Origin of the sequence: Pseudohalioglobus lutimaris, assembly GCF_002866825.1 — a bacterium.
Lineage (GTDB): Bacteria > Pseudomonadota > Gammaproteobacteria > Pseudomonadales > Halieaceae > Halioglobus > Halioglobus lutimaris.
Genome location: NZ_PKUS01000025.1, coordinates 35961 through 56125 on the forward strand (window position 1 = coordinate 35961; position 20165 = coordinate 56125).

Consider the following 20165-nt stretch of genomic DNA (forward strand, 5'->3'; position numbering starts at 1 on the left):
ATTCCCCATGACTACTGCGACGAAAGTAGTTGCCTGGGGCCTGCTGGCAACACTGGTGCTGTTGATGTTGCTGATCGTCGCCCTGGTCAGCATCGACCTGGGGCGATTCAAGGAGCCGATTGAATCACTCGCCAGCGATGCATTGGGGCGCGAGCTGGAGATCACGGGTCCGCTGCATATCGAAGTCGGGCGCACCATCGATATCTCCGCGCAGGGCATCAGTCTGGACAATGCCGAATGGGCGACGGAGCCGGACATCATCAGCGTTGGCTCGCTGCGTCTGGAAATCGATACCGCGTCCCTGCTGACGGGGACGGTGGTGGTCAATTCCGCGCGATTCGGCGCTATTGATATAGATCTGGAGCAACTGCCGGAGGGCGCAGCCAATTGGGAGCTGTGGCCCGAGGATGACTCACCCGCGCCAGTGGAAGATGAGGATGCCATGGCTGCAGTGCCTGTACTGATAAGAGAGCTGTCGATAGACGGCACCACCCTGAGCTACTCGGGTCCCTTGTTTGCAGAGCCGATCGAACTGACTGTCGCCTCTGCGCGCCAGCAGTTGGACGATAACGGTTTTGTGGCGTTTACGCTGGATGCGTCCGTGAATGGCACGGCGGCGACGGCTACCCTGCGCGCAGGACCGTTCGAAGAGTTGCTGAATGCGGGTGCGGTTTCCTATGAGCTGGCCGGGGCGGTTGGCGAAATCACCTTCGATAGTGACGGTTCGGTAGCCAACCTTGCACAGCTGACGCAGCCCGATGCCGCAATGCGCGTGTCCGGCCCCTCGTTCGATTACCTGGCACAATTGTTGAACCTGCGGGTGAGCGTCGAGGGTGCGCTGGATGTGCAGGGCAGCGTCAGGCCCTTGGATAACAGGCTGGCCGTGCAGGTAGACAGCCGCGTGGGCGACGTCGCCGCCACACTGAAGGGCGATCTCGTCAACCTGCGTTCGCTGGAGGGCGCTGTCCTGAATCTCGGTATCAATGGCGATAGTGACACGCTGTTGCGCGCGCTGGAGGTTGACCTGCCCGCCGGAGCGGGTCCCTTCCGTATCGATCTCAGCACTGAGTCGCCGCGGCCGGAGGGTTCTCCTTTTCGCCTCAACGCCAGTTTTCTGGATGCGGAACTGATCGCGCAGGGAGTGTTGCGCTTCACATCGCCGGATTTGAGCGGCTCTTCCGCGCAGCTCAGTCTGCTCGGTGATTCGGCCGGGGCGATATTGGGCAGGCTGGGCGTCAGTGATGCCCCAGCAGAGGCCTTTGATATTGCAGCATCAATAGGGCTGACGGGAGAGTCAGTGGAGCTGGATAACGGTCTGGCTACCCTCGGTGGCAAGGCTGTAGCCATATCCGGTCGCGCTGCACGCGACGGCAGCAAAGTGCTGCTTGAGTTGCGCGGTGATAGCGCCAGGTCCTGGCTGCCATCCATTCCCGCAGAACTGGACAGCGCCTTTGCCGGCACCGCCGATATGCAGTTGGTCAACGAATCTGTGCTGTCCGGTGAGCTTGCTCTAGAGCTGGATGAACTGTCTCTGCAGGTGCAGCCCTTGCTGAATCTGGCGAGCGAAACGGCACCGGTGAAGGCGACGTTCTCTGGTAAGGTGACCGGCTCCGACTTCAGCGGCGACGTCACTGCAGACAGAGGTCCGGTACCGCGCGTTGCGCTGCAGCTGCGTTCCTGGATGGTCGACTTCAGGCCCTGGCTGCCTGAGACTGCAGAGGCACCGGCTCAGGCTGCGCCGCAGGAAGCATCGCAAGATCGCCGGGTGATTCCTGACTTCGATCTTTCCGTCTTGCAGTTGCCGGCGTTGGAGCTGACGCTGGATTATCGAGCACAGCGGATTGAGCTGCCCTTCGAGGCTGTTCACGACGTCCACCTGCAGGGCGAGCTGGCCGGAGGTGAGCTGCAGCTGAGCCGCTTTGCCTTGCGTGGCCAGGGAGATGGGTTGGTTGAGGCCTCCGCAGGTCTGGAGCAATTGGCACAGGGCGTTGAGGCATGGGTAAGGTTGAGCGGGTCAAACATTTCCGTCGGTCTGCCGGCGCAGGACCCGCAAGAAGTGGCACTGCTGCCGCGCTACGATGTGTCGCTGGCCTATATTGGCCGCGGCGAAACACTGCGTGAACTGGCCGCAGGCAGCAACGGCTATTTACGTCTGTCCAGCGGCCCCGGGAAGGTTGATATTAGCGCCATGCGTATGTTTACCAACGACTTCCTGATGGAGTTGTTGAACACCGTCAACCCGTTCGCTGAGCAGGACCGCTACAGCAATATTGAGTGTACGACTGTGCTGGCTGTTGTAGAGGACGGTGAGTTGGTCGGTGAGCCGCTGCTGGTGGTACAGAGTGATCGGCTCAATGTGTTCGCCAAGGCTCGCGTGGATCTGGATACGGAGAAGGTGGAGGCTGACTTTAATACCGTGCCAAGGAAAGGTCTGGGTCTGGGGCTTGGCAACCTGGTGCACCCGTTTGTGAACGTAAGTGGCACGCTGGGCGAGCCGCGCCTGGGCCTGGATTCCGGTTCAGCCATACTGGAAGGCGGCGCGGCACTGGCCACCGGGGGATTGTCGATTCTGGCCAAGGGCCTGTTCGAGCGCGCGACCTCCAGCGCCAGGGCATGTGACACCGCGTTGCTCGCCGCGCAGACGAAGTTTGATCGGCTGGAGGCTTTGTACGGGACCGGGCAGAACACGGGAGAAACGCCATGAGTCGAATCAGAATCCTGCTAACGCTGTTAGCAGTAGTCGTCAGTGTCGCCAGCGTAGTGGTGGCGTTTCGTGTGCTCAATCCTACCCCGCCGCGCACGGTCACTATCAGTACTGGCCCCACCGGCAGTGCCTACGAGCGCGTGGCGGAGCAATACCGTGAGATTCTGGCTGAAAGCGGCGTGGAACTGGTACTGCAGCCTTCAGCAGGAGCCCGCGAAAATCTTTTGCGCTTGTCGCTGGGTGAAAGCGATGTTGGCTTTCTGACCATGGGTACGCCCGATACGCGCGAGGCCCAGAACTTGAGTTCGCTGGGTGCCATGTTTTTTGAGCCGCTGTGGATATTCGCCCGCGACCCGCAATTGTTTGCTGGCGCGATGGCGGGTGTGGGCGACAGCCGCATCGCTATCGGGCCAGCCGGCAGCCGAACGAACGCCGCTACACGCTACCTGTTCGAGTTAAACGGTCTCGATGCGGCCAGCATGCCTCTGCTGGAGCTCGCGCCAGCTGATGCGGAGCAGCGTTTGCGCGACGGTGAACTCGATGCCGTTGCCATCGTCAGTAATGCCGCATCGCCCGTGCTGAAGCGGTTGCTGTCGATGGAGGGCGTTACCCTCATAGACTTTGAGCGCGCCGACGCCTACGCCGCACTCTTTCCCGAATTACGCAAGCTGATCGTGCCCGCCGGGATCGGCAGTCTTGCCCACAACCTGCCAGCACAGGATACGCGCATACTCGCCTTTACCACTATTCTTGTCGTGCGCGATGGCCTGCACCCGATCACCAGGAGTCTGCTGCTGGATGCGGCATCGCGGGTTCACTCCGCGCCGGACATTTTCCATCAGGCTGGCGATTTTCCCCTGGCGATAGACCAGGTGATTCCGCTCAGCGACAGCGCGCTGGCCTACTATTCCGACGGCCAACCCCTGCTGCTCAGATTACTGCCCTATTGGCTGGCGGTGCTGGTTATGCAGGTCCTGGTGGCGGCGATACCGTTACTGACCATCGTGTATCCCCTGCTAAAATTGATGCCTTCGGTTTTCGATTGGGCAATGCGGCGTCAGTTCTACAAGGTTTATGTGGAACTCAGGCAGATGGATCGCGGCTTGTCGTCGGTGGACCCCGGTCAGATCGAGCATTACAAAAAGCGACTGGAAGAGTTGGAGCAGCGAGTGACGTCCCTGCGAGTACCGGTTACCTACGCGAGTATGCTTTATGCGCTGAAGGCACATATAGGCGCTGTACGGCAAAAAGTGCATGCTGCAGATGAACGCGCCAGCGAGGCATAGGTCCACGCCGCATCAAAGTGCGCTTGGTGTGCAATTCGGGAGCGCGGCCGGTTGTGGTTGTCCCGATTCTGGGTGATGGTATACGAGTGCGGTCTGGTGTGATTCCGGTCCGGTCTTCCTGTTTAGCTGAGAGGCTGTCATGCGCGCTCTGATTGTTGTTTATATTCTGGCCTTCTTAATGGCCTGGGCTGGCAGTCAGGGCGGCGCCTGGGCCGGGGGGCTGCCGGTCTTTGCCTGGTGCGCACTGCTGGCTTTCGCGTTGCAGTGGCTGGCGTTCGTTCCCGCCTATCTGAAGCAGACCGAGGTGTTTTACGATCTTACCGGTAGCCTGGGTTTTATCAATGCTACGCTGCTTGCCCTTGTTCTGGCAGACAGGCTCGACGCGCGCTCGCTGCTCCTGGCGGCCTGCGTACTGATCTGGGCCGCGCGTCTGGGCAGCTTTCTGTTTGCACGTATCCTAAAGGATGGCGCTGACTCGCGCTTCGATCGCATCAAACCCGATCCGCTGCGATTCTTCCTCACCTGGAGTTTGCAGGGTCTGTGGATACTGCTCACCGCCGGCTGTGCGCTGGCGGCGATCACTGCGCTGGACAAGACGCCTTTGGGCTATCTGGACGCGGTCGGCGCCGGACTGTGGCTGGCTGGGTTGGTTATTGAGGTGACTGCCGACCGGCAAAAGCGACGGTTTCGTGCCACGGCCGGAAGTGAGGCGTTCATTCAGTCCGGACTCTGGCGTTTTTCACGCCACCCCAATTACTTTGGCGAGATCGTATTGTGGTCCGGCGTCGCGCTGCTGGCGTTGCCAGCCTTGCAGGGCTGGCAGCTGCTGACCCTGGTCTCTCCTGTCTTTGTCTTCCTGCTGCTCACCCGGGTGAGCGGTATTGTGTTGCTGGAGAAAAAGGCAGACGCGAAGTGGGGTGGCCAACCCGGGTACGAACAGTACAAGGCCCATACGCCGGCGCTGGTGCCCAGGCTTTACTGAGCGCGCGTTTTTTGGCTGTTTATCCCCACACGTCGGCAAACAGGTTGTTGGCCCAGTCGAACATCTCGCTGTAGTTGTCCCGCGTCCATTCGCCCGCTTCAGCGATATGCGCCAGTGCCATGGCACCCTTGTCCATGTCGTACTGGAAAACTGCGGTAAGCCAACTGGCGGTGTCGCGGGTAATTGGACTGTAGCAGGCAGAATTAGTGGTGATGTTTTGCAGTCGCTCTGCGTGGTCGGTGGGTTGGCTGGCCAGTTTACGCAGTATCGCGTCTGCGCAGATCTTCGCCTGGGCGTTGGCCATGTGTGCCGACTTGGGTTGGCCGCTGCCCTGGGCGTCGCCGATGATGTGGATATCCTCGAAGCCGGCAAGCGTTGACTCGTAGGTTGTCACATCAACCGGCGCCCAGAAGCCGCCGTCAGTGAGTCCGTTATTGCGCACCAGGCCGCCTGCGCGCTGGGTGGGAATAATATTGATCACGTCGCCGGAAAAGTCACCGAGTGAGGTTTCCACTACATTGGCGTTGCTGTCGACCACACCCAGTTCAACGCCGGCAGAATATTCCACCACGTTGCCATACAGTTGGTCGAATGCCCGGGAGAAGGTTTCCTCCTCTGCCTGTATGCCCTCGTTGGCATCCAGTACCACTACCCGGCCGCCGCCATTGCTTTGAAGCATGTCTGCTACCAGGCAGGCGCGTTCGTAAGGTCCGGGTGGGCAGCGATAGGGAGAGCGGGGAATGGTCATCACGAAAGTTCCGCCCGCAGGCATCGCCTGCAACTGGTCTTTCAGCAGCCTGGTCTGGCCCCCGGCGATCCAGGCGTGCGGGTTTTTGTTAGCAATCCATCCCCTGGGTTTCTTGAAGGAGATACCCGCCGCCAGTACCAGTACGTCGTAGTTCACCGGAACCTGTTGTTTCAGCGTCAATTCACGCGCGGTGGGATCAATGCGTTTGACGGAATCCTTGATGACCTGGACACCGTATTTACTGGTGAGGTCACCATAGCCGAAGCGCAGGTCTTTCAGGGGTAGTTCCCCGTTCAACACCAGGTTGCTCATAACGCAGGACGTGTGCCGTGCCCTGGGGTCGATGAGGGTGACGTCGACCTTATCGCCGCCCCAGTGCTTGAGGTATTTCGCTGCGGTGGCACCGCCGAAGCCTCCGCCGACAACAACGACGCGTGCGCTGCCGGACTGAGCGCGGAGAATGCCGGGCGCCGAGGAGGCCGCGGCCGCGAGACTGGTTGCCTTGATAAAGTTTCTACGGTTGATCGTCACGGTGGCTACCTCCCGGAATCAGGTTTGTGGTTGCTGTAGTGGGTTGCGCAGGCTCAGTCATCATCTTCGTCCTCCCGATCTTCATCGTCTGACTCGGGAACCGTGGAGTAGTACCTGGCGATCCGGTAAAGCTGCTCGTCGGTGTAGCCCCATGCCTGGTGTTCCATGATGTCCTCGGCGCGATCTTCTTCCATGTCGATGAGCTTGTGGTAGAGGTCAGCGGTGTCTTTGCCCGCGATACTGTCGATATCGCCAGTGGCATGGCCATCGGTGCCGTGGCATTGGGCGCACTGGGCAGCGATCATTCGATCGATAGTCGGATCCTGTGCAAGCGACGCTCCGGCAACAACAAACAGGCTGAGGAGGTAGTGAGTTTTGCGTTTGATTATCATTTACCAGTGTCTCCTTTACGTTGCGACCTCACATTAAAACCTACTAAAAATAAGGGAATGATTGATTATGAGTCCAATAACTTAAGGTTATATTAAGAAGCGATGACTTTTTATCACGCCCTCGTGTGCAGTCCCAAAGTGGTGGAAGCGGCTGTGGGAGACGCATGCCCGGATGCACCCGGCTGCAGGTTTTCCCGGCAAGTCACTGAATCCTGTTTGCGGCTGAGGTAAGCTGTTGCCCCTGTCAGTGATATTCCTGGATAAAAAATGAATAAAAATCGCCTGGGCCGCAGCGGTATCGTGGTGTCTGATATCTGCATGGGTACCATGACCTTTGGCAGCCAGTGCAATGAAAAAGCGGCGTTCGCCATTCTCGACCGGGCGTTTGACGCAGGGGTTGATTTTTACGACACGGCGGAGGTCTATCCGGTACCGCCGGAAGAACGCTATATGGGGGTGACCGAGAAAATTGTCGGTCGCTGGATGAAGACGAAGCCCCGCGACGCGATCATTCTCGCCAGCAAAGTAGCAGGCCCCGGCCACGGTTGGATCACGCCGCCGGTGCGCGCCGGGAAGTCCGGTCTGGACCGTCATCACATTATGCGTGCTATCGAGGGTAGCCTGCGTCGCCTGGACACAGACTATATCGACCTGTACCAGACCCACTGGCCCGACCACGACTATTATTACGAGGAAACCCTGCGTGCGCTGGAGGAGCTCATTGCTGCGGGCAAGGTGCGCGTGCTGGGGTGCAGCAACGAGACCACCTGGGGGCTGACCCGGAGCTTGTGGATGGCGGACGCACATGGCCTGCCACGTTACGAAACCATCCAGAACAACTTCAGCCTCAACAATCGACGCTTCGAAGATGAACTGGCCCAGGCCTGCCTGCAGGAGGGTGTCAGCCTGCTGCCCTATTCTCCTCTGGCCGGTGGCGTGCTAAGTGGCAAGTACAACGATGGCGCCTTGCCCGCCGGCGCGCGCTTTACCAATTACCTCGACGGCGAAGAGCGTCAACGCTTGATGGCCAGGCGGTTCGTCAACCCGCAGGCTGAGGAGGCGACCAAACGCTTCCAGGAGATCGCCCGTGACATCGACCTGTCGCCGGTGACCCTCGCCGTGGCCTGGAGTAAGCAGCACGACTTTGTCGCGTCCACTATTGTCGGCGCCACTGCACTGGATCAGGTTGACGAGTTACTGGCCGCGGCGGAGGTGACCCTTTCCACAGAGACTATGCGGCGCATAGACCAGGTCAGCCAGGAGATTCGCTATCCGATGGGCTGAGGGCGTGAGCTCAGGAGAGCCTGCCGGCACGCCCACGGCTGGGCATCCGGGAACTCCGGTTTCTGTCGTCTGCGTCTTGTGGGCAGGCGTCCGCTTGCCGGTCATGCAATGATGAGGAGTCGAGTTCCCCGAATGCCAAGCAACCGCCACTATTTAAAGTCCTTCCCCGCGCTGACAACCTTACTCTTGTTCTGCACCAGCCCGGCAGTCGCAAGTATTGACCAGGCGGTGGAGTCGTTTATGACACCCATCACGGCCAGCATCTCTGCAGTGGTGTTCTACAAGCTGTCGCTGTTTGGTTACCAGGTGCCGTGGATTGTGCTCTGGCTGGCGGTGGCCGCGACTTTTTTTACCTTCTATATGGGCTTTATCAATATTCGCGGCTTTGGTCTCGCGTTGCGGCTGGTCCGCGGTGACTATCATGACGTGTCTGCACCGGGGGAGATATCCCATTTCAAAGCGGTGGCCACGGCAGTATCCGGCACAGTGGGCGTTGGCAATATTGGTGGGGTGGCGGTGGCCATTGTCGTTGGTGGCCCCGGGGCCGCCTTCTGGCTGATAGTCGCGGGTTTTTTGTCCATGTCCACCAAGCTGGTGGAATGCACCCTCGGCGTGAAGTATCGCAAGCACAATCCGGACGGCTCTGTTTCCGGCGGGCCCATGTATTATCTGGAGGCGTATCTGTCCAGGCGCGGCTTTCCGCTGCTGGGTAAGGGCCTTGGCAAATTTTATGCCCTGGCACTGGTGGTCGGCTGCCTGGGGATAGGCAACATGTTCCAGTCCAATCAGGCCTATGTGCAGTTTGTGACCATCACCGGTGGGGAGGCCAGCTTTTTTGCCGAGCGGGGTTGGTTGTTCGGCCTGGGTATAGCCACCCTGGTTGGCGTGGTGATACTCGGCGGTATCCGTTCCATCGCTGCAGTCGCAGGCAAAATCGTGCCGCTGATGGCAGTGCTTTATGTGATTTCTGCGCTGGTGATTATTGGCCTTAGCGCCGAGCACATACCCGCTGCGATCACCCTGATTGTCAGTAGCGCCTTCTCCGTGGAAAGCGCCACGGGTGGCATGGTCGGCGCCATCATTGTCGGTTTCCAGCGTGCCCTGTTCTCCAATGAAGCGGGCCTGGGTTCCGCACCCATCGCGCACTCTGCGGTACAGACGGACAACCCTGCCTCGGAGGGACTGGTCTCGTTACTGGAGCCCTTTATCGATACAGTGGTGATCTGTACGCTCAGCTCACTGGTGATTGTGGTCACCGCGTACCCTGCGGGGTTGATGGACCAGGGGCTGGAGGGCATCGCGCTGACCTCCGCCGCCTTCGAGCACCATTTCAGCTGGGCACCGTATCCGCTGGCCATTGCCGCACTGCTGTTTGCTTTCTCCACCGCGATCGCCTGGTCCTACTACGGACTTAAAGCCTGGACGTATTTATTCAGCGAGCACCCGGTCAGTGAGAACGTGTTCAAAGTGGTGTTCTGCGCCTTCCTTGCCATTGGTTGCATGATCCAGCTGCAGGCAGTGCTGGACTTCGCCGACGCCATGGTATTCCTTATTTCAGTGCCCAATATCCTTGGTCTGTATTTCTTCGCCCCGGAGATCAAACGCGACATTAATGATTTCATCGCCAGGGTCAGGGCAGGGGAAGTACATAACTACCGAACGGAGGACGTTGCCTATGTCGCCGGAACGACAGATTGAAAACCTGCTTTACCGCTATGCCGAACTGATAGACGCCGGAGACCTCACTGCTGTCAGTACCCTGTTGGGGCGGGCGCGGTTTATCGGGCCCGACGGCGAAGTACAGGGTGAGGGCGCCGACGACATCCTGCGCATCTATAGTAGTTATACCCGGCTCTATGCAGACGGCACGCCGCTGTCCCACCATGTCACCAGCAACGTGCGGGTGGAAGTCGACGGCGATACCGCCATGTCGCACGCGTACTTCACGGTACTGCAGGCAACGGAAGTGTTGCCATTACAGGCGATCATGACGGGGCGCTACATCGATACGTTCGCACACGATGCCCAGGGCTGGTACTTTACCAGCCGCCAGATCATACCCCGGCTTTATGGTGAACTCAGTCAGCACCTGCTGGCGCCGCCGCTATGAAAGCTTGAACGGTAAATCCCTCAGGCGCTGACCGGTGGCCGCAAAAATCGCATTGCCCAGAGCCGCAGACGCTGGTGGTGTGCCGGGTTCGCCTACACCCGTGGGGGGATCATCGCTGTCTATAATCGCGACTTCCACCTCGGGCACCTCGTTCATGCGCAGCAGTGGGTAGTCGTGGAAGTTACTCTGCTGCACCGCGCCATCCTGAAGGGTGATCTCTCCCTTTAAGGCCGCGCACAGACCAAAGATGATACCGCCTTCCATCTGTTGCCTGACGATATCCGGGTTAATCACCCGACCACAATGGATGGCGCAGTATGCGCGCTCTAGCTTCGGGGCGCCGTTTTCCATGGAGATCTCCACGACTTCTGCCACCACTGAGTGGAAAGACTCGTGCACTGCCACGCCCTGATAGTGACCGGCCGGTGGATCGCCCCAGTTACTGATCCCGGCGACTCTGTCCAGCACCTGGCGGTGACGGCTTTCTGCTGGCAGGTAGCGCCGGCGGAACGCCACCGGATCCTCACCGGCGGCGTTGGCCAGTTCGTCGACAAAGCTCTCTACCACGAAGGCATTGTGGCTGTGGCCCACAGAGCGCCAATAGCCTAACGGTACCGGTGTTTCCACATTGCGGTAGGCTACCTCTATATGGCCGAACGCATAGGGTAGCTCCTTGGCGCCTTCTACGGAGGAATCGTCTTTCCTGCCCGCCATGTGTGCCAGAAAGTCGGTGAGGAAGTCGGGTACCCATGAAGGAGCGAGGGCGGGCGTCATGGCGTTCATAGTTGACTGCATGAGGCTGGGCCCCGCCAGGTTGTGGCGCCAGCCCAGTACCTCGCCGTTGGCACCCAATCGGGCTTTGAGGCGAGATTTCATCGGCGGCCTGTAGAAGTCGTGTTGGGTGTCGTCCTCGCGGCTCCACATCAGCTTTACGCGCTGGCCCAGGGCGCTGGCAATTTGCGCTGCCTCCAACACATGATCGGGCATTGCACGGCGCCCGAAGCCGCCTCCGAGGAACTGGTTGTGTACGGTGACGTCGTCAGCCTCCACACCCAGTCCCAGTGCGGCGAAGCTGCTCGCTATATCCGGCGCCTGTGTGCCTACCCAGACCTCCCTGGAGTTCGGGTCGACAGTGGCATTCATGGGTTCCATGGTCGCATGGGCCAGCAACGGCAGGTTGTACTCCACTTCGAGGATTTGCGCCGCGGCAGCTGCAGGCGGCTCACCGTCATCTCGAACAAGGACAAGGTTGTCGCCCTCCAGCGCGGCTGTCAGTGCGGCGTCGATAGCCTTGCTGTCGGTAAGCAGCGAGTCACCGGGTTCCCATTCCAGGGTAACAGTGTCAGCGGCCTTGCGGGCCCGCCAGTAATTGGAGGCAACGACCGCAACGCCTGCATCGATGGCTACAATACTGTGCACACCAGGCAACTCGCGGGCTTTCCTGTCGTCGTAGGACGTCATCGCACCACGGCCTACCGGCGGGCGCACGACCACGGCAACCAGGGTTTCCTCCATGGGGGCATCGACGCCGAATCTGGCGCTGCCGTCGACCTTCGGCGTGATATCCAGGCGTTGGTCGTGCTTGCCAATCAGCTTGAACGCGGCGGCTGATTTCAATACCGGTTCCTGCGGCACATCCAGCTGGCTGGCGACGGGGACCAGTTCCCCATAGCTAAAGCGGATATTGCCGTCAGCGCTGACTACCGTGCCCTGTTCGCAACGCAGTAGGTCCGCGGGCAGCGCTGCGCGCCGGCTGGCGGCCTCGATCAGCATGGCCCTGGCTGCAGCGCCAGTCTGGCGCAGAGGCTGATAGTAGACACGCATGGCGTTGCTGCCGCCGGTGACCTGCATGCTGTACTCGGGGTCTTTGAAGGCTTCATCGACGTGGGCCATTTCATAGCGCACATCCGCCGGGTCAACCTCCAGCTCTTCAGCGATCAGCGTAATGATGCCGGTTACTGTGCCCTGGCCCATCTCGACCTTGTGAATCTGCACAATAACGTCCCCTTCCGGGGTAATGCGCAAAAAAGCATTGGGTGAAAGGGGCGCGCCGTCTTCAGCGCGCCCGGGTGCCGAAAGGGTAAACCCCAGGGTTAAACCGCCACCAAACACCGACACATTACGAATAAACTGGCGCCGCGAAAGGCTCACGACTGCGCCTCCGCCGGTTCCCAGCTGCCCACGGCTGCGCGTTTGATGGCCTTGCGAATGCGGCCATAGGTGCCGCAGCGACAGAGATTGCCGGACATGGCGTTGTCGATGTCCGCGTCAGAGGGGCGGGGCGTGTTCGCCAGCAGCGCCGCCGCCGACATGATTTGCCCGGACTGGCAGTAGCCACACTGGGGGACGTTTTCCGCTACCCAGGCCTGTTGCAGGGGGTGGTCGCCGTTGCTTGAGAGGCCCTCGATAGTCGTCACCTGCTTGTTCGCCACCGCGTTGATGGGTAGCGAGCAGCTGCGTACTGGCACACCGTCCAGGTGCACCGTGCAGGCACCGCACAGGCCCATGCCGCAGCCAAATTTGGTGCCGTTCATGCCCAATACATCGCGCAGCACCCATAACAGGGGGGTGTCACTTTCAATGGACAGCTCCTGGGGCTGGCCATTCAATACAAAACCAAGGCGTACTCTTTCCACCGGTTGTTCTCGCAATAAAGGGAATATACCATGATACCGGCTTGCGGATTGAATTGGATCACCCCGCTGCCGGATGACAGCAATTTAACTTACCTGTGCGTGAGAGCAGCGCTTGCTCTAGAATATCGCTCGCCTTCGAACCGATCACCGGAATTCCTTATGAGCGACAGCAGTATCCTTTTCAAATCCTTCTCCCTGGGTAGTCTGGAGCTGGAAAATCGTATTGTCATGGCCCCCATGACCCGTAACCAGAGCCCGGGAAATATCCCCGGCGAGGCCAGTGTCGAGTACTATCGCCGCCGCGCAGCCGGTGGTGTGGGGCTGATCATTACCGAGGGCACCTGCGTGGACCACATTGCTGCCAGCGGCTACCCCGACGTGCCGTATTTTTATGGCGAGCAGCGACTTGCTGCCTGGCGGAAAGTCGTTGATGCAGTGCATGGTGAGGGCGGAAAAATTGCCCCGCAGTTATGGCACTGCGGTGGCATGCGTAAAGCAGGGGTAATGCCCGAGGGTGATGTTAACGGCTGCGCGCCTTCCGGGATGAATGTGCCGGGTAAGGTCAATCGTGACGTGATGAGCCATCAGGACATTGCCGATGTCATCGCCGCCTTCGCCAGGGGCGCTGCGGATGCCCGTCGCATCGGCTGTGACGCGGTGGAGATACACGGCGCCCACGGCTATCTCATCGACCAGTTTTTCTGGGCCGGTACTAATGTTCGCGAGGATGAATACGGCGGCTCAATGCAACAGCGCAGCCGTTTTGCTATCGAAATCATCGAGGCGGTGCGCGCAGAGGTGGGGCCTGATTTTCCCGTTATCCTGCGCTGGTCCCAGTGGAAACAGCAGGACTTTTCAGCGCGCCTGGTGGAAAACCCCGCTGAGCTGGAGGCATTCCTGCTGCCGCTGAGTGAAGCCGGAGTGGATATATTTCATTGCTCCACCCGGCGGTTCTGGGAGCCGGAGTTTGCAGGCAGTTCGCTGAATCTTGCTGGCTGGACCCGCAAGATAACCGGCAAGCCGGCGATTACCGTGGGCAGCGTCGGCCTCAACCATGACTTCATTCCCGCGCCGGGAGAGACGACCTTTCATGAAGGCCAGCCAGCGAGCCTGGATGAATTGATTGCGCGCATGGAAGCGGGGGAGTTCGACCTGGTGGCCGTGGGCCGGGCACTGATTGCCAACCCTGAGTGGGCTAACAAGGTGCGCGAGAACAATAGCGACAGCCTGCGCGCTTTTGAAAAGGAAATGTTGTTTTCGCTGGAGTGACAGCCTCTTGCGGAGAGGTGATTCAAGCGCGGGTGTGATGCGGGATGATTTAGCCGGCTGTTGCGCGCTGGCGTAGGTGCTGACTCTGTCTGCATCAGCATGGACAGCCTTTCCCAATGCCGTTATCTTCAGCGCAAAATAGTGTTAACCGGACGATGTGATCGCCCAATCAAAGGAGGGAAGCATGCTGAAAACTGTACCCGAACTGGTAGCCGAGGCCCGTGCCGCGCTGCGCTGCGTGGACGCTAGTACCGCTATGGCTGAAATTGCCCAGAACCAGGGCACGGTTGTTGACGTGCGTGAACTGGTTGAGGTGGCGAGCCTCACCACACCCAGGTCAGTCAATATTCCGCGGGGTATTCTGGAGATGAAAATCGTCGAGGTCATTCCTGACGACAATCATCCAATCTACGTGCATTGCGCGAGCGGTGGCCGCGCCACGCTGGCTGCACAGCAGTTGATCAGGATGGGTTACCTGCGAGTGACCGTGGTTACCTGTCCTGCCGGCACCGTCAAGGACGCCCAGGAAGCGGTTTTAACCTGACATCGACCTTACATGCGCTGCGCCGCGTTGGCGATTACGCGCTGAGAAATGGCCCGTCCACGCACAGGCGGCGCCCGTCCGGCGTCGCACAGGCCCCGCAAAGGCCAACACCACACTTGGTGAGGTAGTCGATGGCGCTGTAGATCTGGTCATCGCGGCAGAATTCACGTTGCACCGCGACCGCGGCGTGCACCATCGGCTCCGGTCCACAGTTGTAAAACACCAGTTTGTCACGCTCATCCGCTGTCATTTCCTGCAGCCGCTGACGCAGTAGCTCGGTCACCAGGCCGTGGTAGCCGACGCTGCCGTCATCTGTTGCCACGTGGACGTCGGCGATCTGCTGGCATTCAGCCAAAAAGTACAAGCGTTCCCCGGTGCGCGCGCCGGCGAAGACCTCCGCATTGCCGAAATCCCGGGCAGCCTGGTACACGGCAGCCAGTCCGGTACCGCCGGCAACGGCCATAATTTTTGCGCCCTCTGGCGGGTCTACTGGAATTCCATGGGGGCCGCGGACATAGCATTCAGTCCCCTCCGGCAGATCCATCAACGCGTGGGTGAACTGGCCGACATCGATCACCACCAGCGAAAAGGGATCGTCGGTCAGCGCAGAGAATGGCTTCTCGCCCACCCCCGGCACCCACAGGAAGATAAACTCACCGGCCTGAATATTGATTTTACGATCGAAGGTGAGGAGGGTGATGTCTTCACACACCCGCTCGTTCTTCACCAGGGTGACCGCTGAAAAGGACATGTCCACGTCGTAACGGATATGCGACTCAGCGCGGTTGCTATTGCTTTCCATGTCCGCTGACAGGGTGCGGAAGTAGTCGCCGATCTCGTCTGTGGTCAGGCCGATCAGTGCGGAGCCAACGCCGACAATGTTCGCCCCGGCGTCGGTGAAGGCGCGCACGTCGTCGGCGCTGGATACGCCGCCGCAGCCGATAATCGGCAGGGCGCTCGCTTCACGGACTTCCTTAACGCACTTCAAGCCAATAGGCAGTATGCCCTTGCCCGACATACCCCCGGCGCCATTGCTGAGCACAGGTTGGCCGTGGGAGGAGGTATAGCCTGGCCCGACGGTATTGACCGCGCAGAAACCGTCAGCGCCGCCGGCCTCGGCGGCCCGGGCGATCATGGCGATGTCGGGTGTGTTGGGCGTGAGCTTGGGGATCACCGGAATATCCACCACGGCTTTAACGGCGCTGACGATCTCGCGGACCATGTCCGGGTCCTGGCCCATGGCCATGCCGTAGCCCTTGGCGTGGGGGCAGGACAGGTTCAGTTCCAGGCCGTCGGAGACGGGAGCCATGATCTTTGCCACTTCAACGAACTCGGCGATGCTGCCGCCGAAGATGGAGGTGAGCAGGAAGCGGTCCTCCGGGACACGAAGCTGTGCCATCAGCTCGGCGGATTTGTGCGCCCCCGGGTTGGTCAGGCCCACCGCATTGACGAAGCAGCCCGGGGCATACTGGCTGAGTATGGGCTCGCGGTAACCTGCGCGGGGTTCCAGGCCAATACTCTTGGTGGTCAGTACGCCGACTTCAGGCATATGATCGAAGATGTACTGGATGATGGGTACCGCGGTGGAGACGATGCCGGAGGGGATGGTGAATGGGCCAGACAGTGTCTTGCCGAAAAATTGTGTGCTCAAGGTGGGCTCGCTGCAGTGAAACTATCGTATCGAGCCGCGATTATACTGTCTCGCGGCAGGATGCACGACCATACCGCGAGCCAGGAGTGGGGTTTATTCTGCGGTGAGGTCCTTGATAACCTCGCTGCAGCCATTGGTTTTGACCGATTCAATGCCGTTGGCACAGCCGGCTTCAGACTCATACATCTGGCTCTGGCCTATCACCTGGTGGTTCTTGGCCTTGAGCACGAAATAGGCCTTGCCGTTGTTTGACTCCTTACACTCGAACTGACTGTCTTCGCCGCAGTTCTTCTGCACGGAGGCGATGCCGTTTTCTGCAGCGCTTCTGCTGGAATACATCTCACTCTTCAGGATTCCCTGGCCGTTGCCTGCCACGAGATTGAAGAAAAATTCGCCGTTCTTAGCCTTCTTCAGCTCAAAATGTCCTGCCATTTCGTTGTCTCCGGTTTTATTGGATAGCGTAAAACGCATCGCCACTTGCGATACAAGGCACAGCATAGTTGCTGCGCGAAAAGCTGCCAAGGCTAAGTTTCAGGTACCGCAAAAGGTGCGGGTAACGGCTTCTTCCGGGCGCGGCGGCAGAATGTACTCCGCAGATTGTGAATCCAGCTCAAAAGGGTCGGCCAGCCTTTCCACCATGGCATTGAAGGGTGCCAGGTCGTTCTCGTCCTCGGCAGCGCGAATCACTGCTTCAACCTTATGATTGCGCGGTATCAGCGCCGGATTGGCCCTGCGCATGCGTTGCTCACGGGTTTCTGCGGTGAGCTGATCCGTTTCCAGGCGCTTGCGCCAGCGTGACAGCCATGGAATGAAGCTGTCTGGCAGTTCAAACCACTGCCCGACCTGGGCCTGTGGGTTGTTGGCGTGGTCGTAGAGACGGCGGAAAGTCAGGGTGAAGTCAGTATGCTCGTCGCTCATCAACTGAAACAGTTCGTCCACCAGCGGCTTGTCTGCCTCACTGACCTCCGCCACGCCCAGCTTGTCGGCCAGGCCTTGCAGGTGTGCGGCCTCGAACAGGGCGGGAAACTCGTCTACCGCTTCCTGCGCCAGTGCGACCGCCTGTTCCTGGCCGTCATGCAGCAGCGGCAGCAGAGCCTGCGCCAGTACCGCCAGGTTCCAGTGGGCAATGCCCGGTTGGTTGCGGTAGGCGTAGCGCCCACCGCGGTCGATGGAGCTGAACACCTTGGCCGGGTCGAACTCGTCCATGAAGGCGCAGGGGCCATAGTCCACTGTTTCGCCACCAATCAACATGTTATCGGTATTCATCACGCCGTGGATGAAACCCAGTAACTGCCAGCGGGAAATCAACCGCGCCTGGGCGCGGATAACTGCCTGCAGCAGCGCCAGGGCAGGGTTGTCGCTCGCAGCCTGTTGTGGATAGTGGCGCTGCAGGCAATGCTCAACCAGGCTTTTCAACGCCTCGCTGTCCTTGCTGGCAGCGAAGAACTGGAAGGTACCAATACGGATATGGCTGGCGGCCACCCTGGCCAGCACTGCGCCGGGCAGCACGGTGTCGCGCATCACCGCGTCGCCGGTGGTCACAGCGGCGAGGGCCCGTGTGGTGGGCACGCCCAGCGCATGCATGGCTTCGCTGACGATGTACTCGCGTATTACCGGGCCCAGCGGTGAGCGACCGTCACCGCCGCGGGAGTAGGGCGTGGGGCCAGATCCTTTGAGCTGGATATCGCGGCGCTGTCCGTTCACGTCGATGACTTCGCCCAGCAACAGGGCGCGGCCGTCGCCCAGCTGTGGGTTATAGCTGCCGAACTGGTGGCCGGAATACACCGCCGCCAGGGGCTCGGCCCCCGCCGGAATATGGTTGCCGGCGATGGTGGCGATACCCTGATCCGATTGCAGCCAGTCAGCATCGATACCCAGCTGCCGGGCCAGCGCATGGTTCGCCCGAATCAGCGTCGGGGCACTGACCGCAGTGGGTTCAAGTCGCGTGTACAGTTGAGCCGGCAGGCGGGCATAACTGTTGTTGAAAGGTATTGGGCCCATGGTGATGAACTATCCTGCGTGGCGAGTATCTGCTATATACGTTGGTTCGAGCATAATAGCCTAGTCAGTGACCAGCACGCAGGAGATTGTTCATGTCCAGAAAGACCTGGGATACCCTCATTCAGAACGCGCTTATTTTTGATGGCAGTGGCGAGAAGCCACAGGAAATGGATATCGCCATCAAGGGTGGGAAAATCGCGGCCAAGGGCATGTTCTTACCGCGCTCAATGGCGGCGGAGGTGATTGATGCACAGGGCCAGTGGCTGATGCCGGGCCTGCTGGATATTCATACGCACCTGGACCTGGAGGTTGACCTGGAGCCGGGGCTGCCCGAGGTCGTGCGTCACGGCACCACCACGGTGCTGGTGGGCAACTGCAGCCTGGGGACCTGTTTCGGTAGCCAGCTGGAAGGTGACCAGGACCCCATAGTCGACTGTTTTACCCGGGTAGAAAACATCCCCAAGTCGGTATTGCGCAAATGCGTGGAGGCGGTGTCCTGGCAGAGTACCGGTGAGTACATGGACCACTTTGACAGTATTCCCCTGGGTCCCAATGTAGGCGTATTTGTACCCCACTCCATGTTGCGCATCGAGGTGATGGGTCTGCAGGACAGCATCTCCCGTGAGCCCACCGAGGCGGAATTGAAACGCATGGAAGGCCTGCTGGAGACGGCCATGGATCAAGGCTATCTGGGCATGAGCACCGACGGACTACCGTTTCACTACTTGTCCAACGAGCCGCATACCGACAAGCGAATCCCCACCCAGTTCGCCAGTTTCGGCGAGCTGAAGCGCTTGCTGAAAATTGTTCGCGGGCGCGATCGTGTGTGGCAGACCACGCCCATTCTTGAGCATCGAATCAAGGCTTTCTGGTACTTCATGCTGACCAGTGGCCGTCTTTTCGGCCAGACACTGAAGACCTCAGCCTTGTCCGCCGTGGAGTTCGTACTGGCGCCAAAAGCGGTCAAGGGCTTTCTCGGTTTCGCCTCGCTGATGAACAACCGCCTGTTCAAGGGCAACATCCACTTCCAGGCACTGGGTACCAGTTTCCGTATCTGGTCTGACGGTATCGTCAGCCCCCTGTATGAGGAATTGGAAACCACCTGTCAGCTGATTGCCAAGGAATATGACGACCGCGAGGGGCGCCTGGCGCTGTTGAACGACCCGGTGTTTGTTGAAAGCTTTCGTAAAGAGTGGCGCCACGGTAGAGAGGAAAAGGGTTTTGCCAGCTTCAAGGCCAAACACTTCCTGCCCGACATAATGGTGCCAAGGGACCTCTACAGGATGAACTTTGACGGTGCACCGGTGGCCGACTGGGAAGGCGAGACCCTGCAGCAGGTCTTCGACAGGCTGTCACGCTACCACGGCGGCAAGACCGATGAGGCGCGTTCTGACGCCGAGCGCGAGGCCTTCGACAAGTTCCCCCGGCCCACGGCCGACGACGCCGACTTTATGCTGCATATGATGCGTGAGTACGACAAGGGCTTCCGTTACTGGGTCGATGTGGCCAACGTGGGCAACCGCTCCACGTTGGACCTGCTGCTGAACAAGCACACCATGCCAGGCTTTAACGACTCCGGTGCGCACATCACCAATATGGCATTCTTCGACGCCAACCTGATGTCACTTAAACTGGCCCAGCAGAAATCCCTGGAAACGGTGGCCACCATGGTGCGCCGCCTGACCCGCGAGCCGGCACAGTTCTTCGGTCTGGATGTGGGCACACTGGAGCTGGGGGTTCAGGCTGATATTGTGCTGATCGACCCGGAGGCGCTGCGCAACTGGGACGATGCCAGCAACCGCCAACTGATCTATCGTGACCTGTTTGAGCACCAGCAGATGGTCAGCCGATCGGACGGCGTCGTGACACACACCCTCATCAATGGCCAGGTGGTGTGGCGTGAGGGTGATTTTGGTCCTGCCCTGGGCAAACAAACCCTGGGTCGCGCTTTGCGCGCCGCCTAGCCGGGGTCTGTCAGCACCCGCAGCGCGCCGCCCGATTCTCCCCTGCGTCCTGTCCTGTAAGCG

The 20165-nt window shown here is 59.8% G+C and carries 16 protein-coding genes; 9 read left to right on the forward strand and 7 right to left on the reverse strand.

Translation table 11 applies throughout. The annotated features are described in order from the left end of the window. Nucleotides 1–7 precede the first annotated feature (7 nt). The 3 genes from C0039_RS15890 to C0039_RS15900 all read left to right on the forward strand — a co-directional run bounded on the left by C0039_RS15890 (nucleotide 8) and on the right by C0039_RS15900 (nucleotide 4972). Complete coding sequence (locus C0039_RS15890) at nucleotides 8–2704, forward strand: AsmA family protein (RefSeq protein WP_101518643.1); 2697 nt, start codon at nucleotides 8–10, stop codon at nucleotides 2702–2704. After that, nucleotides 2701–3990, forward strand: coding sequence for a TAXI family TRAP transporter solute-binding subunit (locus C0039_RS15895; protein ID WP_076000116.1), 1290 nt, complete (start codon nucleotides 2701–2703; stop codon nucleotides 3988–3990). Before C0039_RS15890 ends, C0039_RS15895 begins: the two co-directional genes overlap by 4 nt. 139 nt (nucleotides 3991–4129) lie before the next feature. Then, entirely contained in the window at nucleotides 4130–4972 is an 843-nt protein-coding gene (locus C0039_RS15900) for a DUF1295 domain-containing protein (protein ID WP_076000117.1), read from the forward strand. A 19-nt stretch (nucleotides 4973–4991) separates the two neighbouring features. Here C0039_RS15900 and C0039_RS15905 read toward each other — a convergent pair whose 3' ends face one another. Together C0039_RS15905 and C0039_RS15910 are read right to left on the reverse strand one after the other, a co-directional pair. Then, nucleotides 4992–6251, reverse strand: a complete 1260-nt coding sequence (locus C0039_RS15905; protein WP_101518644.1) for an FAD-dependent oxidoreductase — start codon at nucleotides 6249–6251, stop codon at nucleotides 4992–4994. Between the two features lie 53 nt (nucleotides 6252–6304). Beyond that, on the reverse strand, nucleotides 6305–6643 hold the full coding sequence (locus C0039_RS15910; protein ID WP_101518645.1) for a c-type cytochrome: 339 nt from the start codon (nucleotides 6641–6643) through the stop codon (nucleotides 6305–6307). A 267-nt stretch (nucleotides 6644–6910) separates the two neighbouring features. Here C0039_RS15910 and C0039_RS15915 point away from each other — a divergent pair, with 267 nt between their 5' ends. From C0039_RS15915 to C0039_RS15925, 3 genes are all read left to right on the forward strand, one after another. Further along, nucleotides 6911–7927, forward strand: coding sequence for an aldo/keto reductase (locus tag C0039_RS15915; RefSeq protein WP_076000120.1), 1017 nt, complete (start codon nucleotides 6911–6913; stop codon nucleotides 7925–7927). 240 nt (nucleotides 7928–8167) lie between these two features. Continuing rightward, entirely contained in the window at nucleotides 8168–9625 is a 1458-nt protein-coding gene (locus tag C0039_RS15920; protein WP_243391640.1) for an alanine/glycine:cation symporter family protein, read from the forward strand. After that, entirely contained in the window at nucleotides 9603–10037 is a 435-nt protein-coding gene (locus C0039_RS15925) for a nuclear transport factor 2 family protein (protein ID WP_076000122.1), read from the forward strand. The genes C0039_RS15920 and C0039_RS15925 overlap by 23 nt, the downstream gene beginning before the upstream one ends. On the opposite strand, the gene C0039_RS15930 is transcribed toward C0039_RS15925, so the two are convergent. Beyond that, the gene (locus C0039_RS15930; protein WP_101518647.1) at nucleotides 10032–12188 is read right to left on the reverse strand and encodes a xanthine dehydrogenase family protein molybdopterin-binding subunit; all 2157 of its coding nucleotides are present in this window, start codon (nucleotides 12186–12188) and stop codon (nucleotides 10032–10034) included. The two genes, C0039_RS15925 and C0039_RS15930, sit on opposite strands and share 6 nt — an antisense overlap. Continuing rightward, a complete protein-coding gene (locus tag C0039_RS15935) occupies nucleotides 12185–12673 on the reverse strand; it encodes a (2Fe-2S)-binding protein (RefSeq protein ID WP_101518648.1) in 489 nt (162 codons plus the stop codon). The genes C0039_RS15930 and C0039_RS15935 overlap by 4 nt, the downstream gene beginning before the upstream one ends. Before the next feature lie 159 nt (nucleotides 12674–12832). Between C0039_RS15935 and C0039_RS15940 the strand changes: the two genes are divergently transcribed. Beyond that, the gene (locus tag C0039_RS15940) at nucleotides 12833–13942 is read left to right on the forward strand and encodes an NADH:flavin oxidoreductase (protein ID WP_101518649.1); all 1110 of its coding nucleotides are present in this window, start codon (nucleotides 12833–12835) and stop codon (nucleotides 13940–13942) included. A 184-nt stretch (nucleotides 13943–14126) separates the two neighbouring features. Next, nucleotides 14127–14486: a rhodanese-like domain-containing protein gene (locus tag C0039_RS15945; protein WP_101518650.1), complete on the forward strand. Its 360-nt coding sequence runs from the start codon at nucleotides 14127–14129 to the stop codon at nucleotides 14484–14486. 34 nt (nucleotides 14487–14520) lie between these two features. On the opposite strand, the gene C0039_RS15950 is transcribed toward C0039_RS15945, so the two are convergent. The 3 genes from C0039_RS15950 to C0039_RS15960 all read right to left on the reverse strand — a co-directional run bounded on the left by C0039_RS15950 (nucleotide 14521) and on the right by C0039_RS15960 (nucleotide 18138). Then, nucleotides 14521–16137, reverse strand: a complete 1617-nt coding sequence (locus C0039_RS15950; protein WP_101518651.1) for a tRNA-dihydrouridine synthase — start codon at nucleotides 16135–16137, stop codon at nucleotides 14521–14523. A gap of 93 nt (nucleotides 16138–16230) precedes the next feature. Continuing rightward, entirely contained in the window at nucleotides 16231–16569 is a 339-nt protein-coding gene (locus tag C0039_RS15955) for a YegP family protein (protein WP_101518670.1), read from the reverse strand. Between the two features lie 99 nt (nucleotides 16570–16668). Continuing rightward, nucleotides 16669–18138, reverse strand: coding sequence for a protein adenylyltransferase SelO (locus C0039_RS15960; protein WP_101518652.1), 1470 nt, complete (start codon nucleotides 18136–18138; stop codon nucleotides 16669–16671). 92 nt (nucleotides 18139–18230) lie between these two features. Between C0039_RS15960 and C0039_RS15965 the strand changes: the two genes are divergently transcribed. Next, the gene (locus tag C0039_RS15965) at nucleotides 18231–20102 is read left to right on the forward strand and encodes an N-acyl-D-amino-acid deacylase family protein (protein ID WP_101518653.1); all 1872 of its coding nucleotides are present in this window, start codon (nucleotides 18231–18233) and stop codon (nucleotides 20100–20102) included. Nucleotides 20103–20165 lie beyond the last annotated feature (63 nt).

Excerpts from the sequence above, each read along its gene's own strand:
- C0039_RS15890 (WP_101518643.1), top strand. The coding sequence starts at position 8 with ATGACTACTGCGACGAAAGTAGTTGCCTGGGGCCTGCTGGCAACACTG.
- C0039_RS15895 (WP_076000116.1), top strand. The coding sequence starts at position 2,701 with ATGAGTCGAATCAGAATCCTGCTAACGCTGTTAGCAGTAGTCGTCAGT.
- C0039_RS15900 (WP_076000117.1), top strand. The coding sequence starts at position 4,130 with ATGCGCGCTCTGATTGTTGTTTATATTCTGGCCTTCTTAATGGCCTGG.
- C0039_RS15910 (WP_101518645.1), bottom strand. The coding sequence starts at position 6,643 with ATGATAATCAAACGCAAAACTCACTACCTCCTCAGCCTGTTTGTTGTT.
- C0039_RS15915 (WP_076000120.1), top strand. The coding sequence starts at position 6,911 with ATGAATAAAAATCGCCTGGGCCGCAGCGGTATCGTGGTGTCTGATATC.
- C0039_RS15920 (WP_243391640.1), top strand. The coding sequence starts at position 8,168 with ATGACACCCATCACGGCCAGCATCTCTGCAGTGGTGTTCTACAAGCTG.
- C0039_RS15925 (WP_076000122.1), top strand. The coding sequence starts at position 9,603 with ATGTCGCCGGAACGACAGATTGAAAACCTGCTTTACCGCTATGCCGAA.
- C0039_RS15940 (WP_101518649.1), top strand. The coding sequence starts at position 12,833 with ATGAGCGACAGCAGTATCCTTTTCAAATCCTTCTCCCTGGGTAGTCTG.
- C0039_RS15945 (WP_101518650.1), top strand. The coding sequence starts at position 14,127 with ATGCTGAAAACTGTACCCGAACTGGTAGCCGAGGCCCGTGCCGCGCTG.
- C0039_RS15955 (WP_101518670.1), bottom strand. The coding sequence starts at position 16,569 with ATGGCAGGACATTTTGAGCTGAAGAAGGCTAAGAACGGCGAATTTTTC.
- C0039_RS15960 (WP_101518652.1), bottom strand. The coding sequence starts at position 18,138 with ATGGGCCCAATACCTTTCAACAACAGTTATGCCCGCCTGCCGGCTCAA.
- C0039_RS15965 (WP_101518653.1), top strand. The coding sequence starts at position 18,231 with ATGTCCAGAAAGACCTGGGATACCCTCATTCAGAACGCGCTTATTTTT.